The 1264-nt window shown below is 74.7% G+C and carries 2 protein-coding genes; one reads left to right on the top strand and one right to left on the bottom strand.

What is annotated here, in order from left to right; all coding sequences use genetic code 11:
- Positions 1 to 325: crosslink repair DNA glycosylase YcaQ family protein (locus KBX53_RS33385; protein WP_210863843.1), on the top strand; the 325-nt coding region annotated here is incomplete at its 5' end.
- Here the strand turns inward: KBX53_RS33385 and KBX53_RS33380 are convergent.
- Positions 277 to 1264, bottom strand: a 988-nt coding sequence (locus KBX53_RS33380; protein WP_247676587.1) for a 4-alpha-glucanotransferase, incomplete at its 5' end; no start/stop codon positions are given. The genes KBX53_RS33385 and KBX53_RS33380 overlap by 49 nt on opposite strands.

The following is a 1264-nucleotide window of genomic DNA, read 5'->3' as shown; positions in this document are numbered from 1 at the left end:
CGCCCCGCGCACCACGGCGGACGACGTGCTGGCGTTGCCCGGTTTCGACGAGTACCTGCTCGGCTTCCGGGACCGCACGTTGATGCTCGACCCCGCCCACCAGGCGGCGGTGGTGCCGGGCAACAACGGCATCTTCCAGGCCACAGTGGTGCGCGCCGGTCGGGTGGTCGGCGTGTGGAAGCGCAAGATCACCCGCACCGGGGTCACCGTGACCGTCCGGCCGCTCACGCCGCTGGACGTCGCCGCGCGGGCCCGGGTGGAGCAGGCGCTCGGGCGCTACGCCGACTTCCTCGGGCTGCCGGCCCGCTTCGACTGGCTGACCTGACCGACGGCGTCACGCGGCGGCGGCGGGTCGGCCGCTCGTGGGCGGGCGGCGCTGAGCAGGTCGGCGATCCGCCTCACCCGGGGATCTTCGCGGATCTGCGCCACGCTGGCCGGCAGCGGCAGCCGCCAGTTCGGGTACTCGTCCACCGTGCCCGGCATGTTGGGTTGGCGCACCTCGCCCAGCACGTCGTAGAGGGAGACGCCGAGCAGCCGGGTCGGGCTGGCCGCGAGCGCGGCGTGCATCGACACCACCACCTCGCCGTCGTCGGGTGTCGCTGGCGCGTCGGGCCGTGCCGGGTCGACGGTCGGCGTCGGTGTCGGTGTCGGTGTCGGTGTCGGCAGCAGGTTCTCGGTGCGCAGCATCGTGAGCAGCCGGTCGCGGTCGGCGGCGGCGCGGGCCCGCTCCACCGCCACGTCGGTGCCGAGCAGTTTCAACTCGTCGCGCACCCGCACGTGCTCACCGGTGAGGAAGCCCGGTGCGGTGGGCAGGTCGTGGGTGGAGATCGTGGCGAGGGCGTTGCGCGGCCACCGGGCCGGTGGGACGAAGTCACCGTTGTCGTCGCGGGCGAACCACAGCACTGTCGAGCCGAGCATGTTGCGCCCCCGCAACCCTCGGGTCACCGCCGGTTGGACGGTGCCGAGATCCTCGCCGACCACCACCGCGCCGGCCCGGTGCGCCTCCAGCGCGAGGATGCCGAGCATCGCCTCGGCGTCGTAGCGCACGTAGGTGCCCTCGGCCGCGCCGCCGCCCGGCGGCACCCACCACAGTCGCCACAGGCCGGCGACGTGATCGACCCGCAGGCCACCGGCGTGCCGCAGAGCCCGGCGCAGCATGTCCCGGTAGGCGGCGTAGCCGGTGGCGGCGAGCCGGTCCGGACGCCACGCGGCGAGGCCCCAGTCCTGGCCGAGCTGGTTGAAGTCGTCCGGCGGGGCACCGACC

Source organism: Micromonospora sp. M51, from assembly GCF_018070305.1.
GTDB lineage: Bacteria > Actinomycetota > Actinomycetes > Mycobacteriales > Micromonosporaceae > Micromonospora > Micromonospora parva.
The sequence above is the reverse complement of the archived record's forward strand: the minus strand, read 5'-3'. Positions and strand labels throughout refer to the sequence as shown.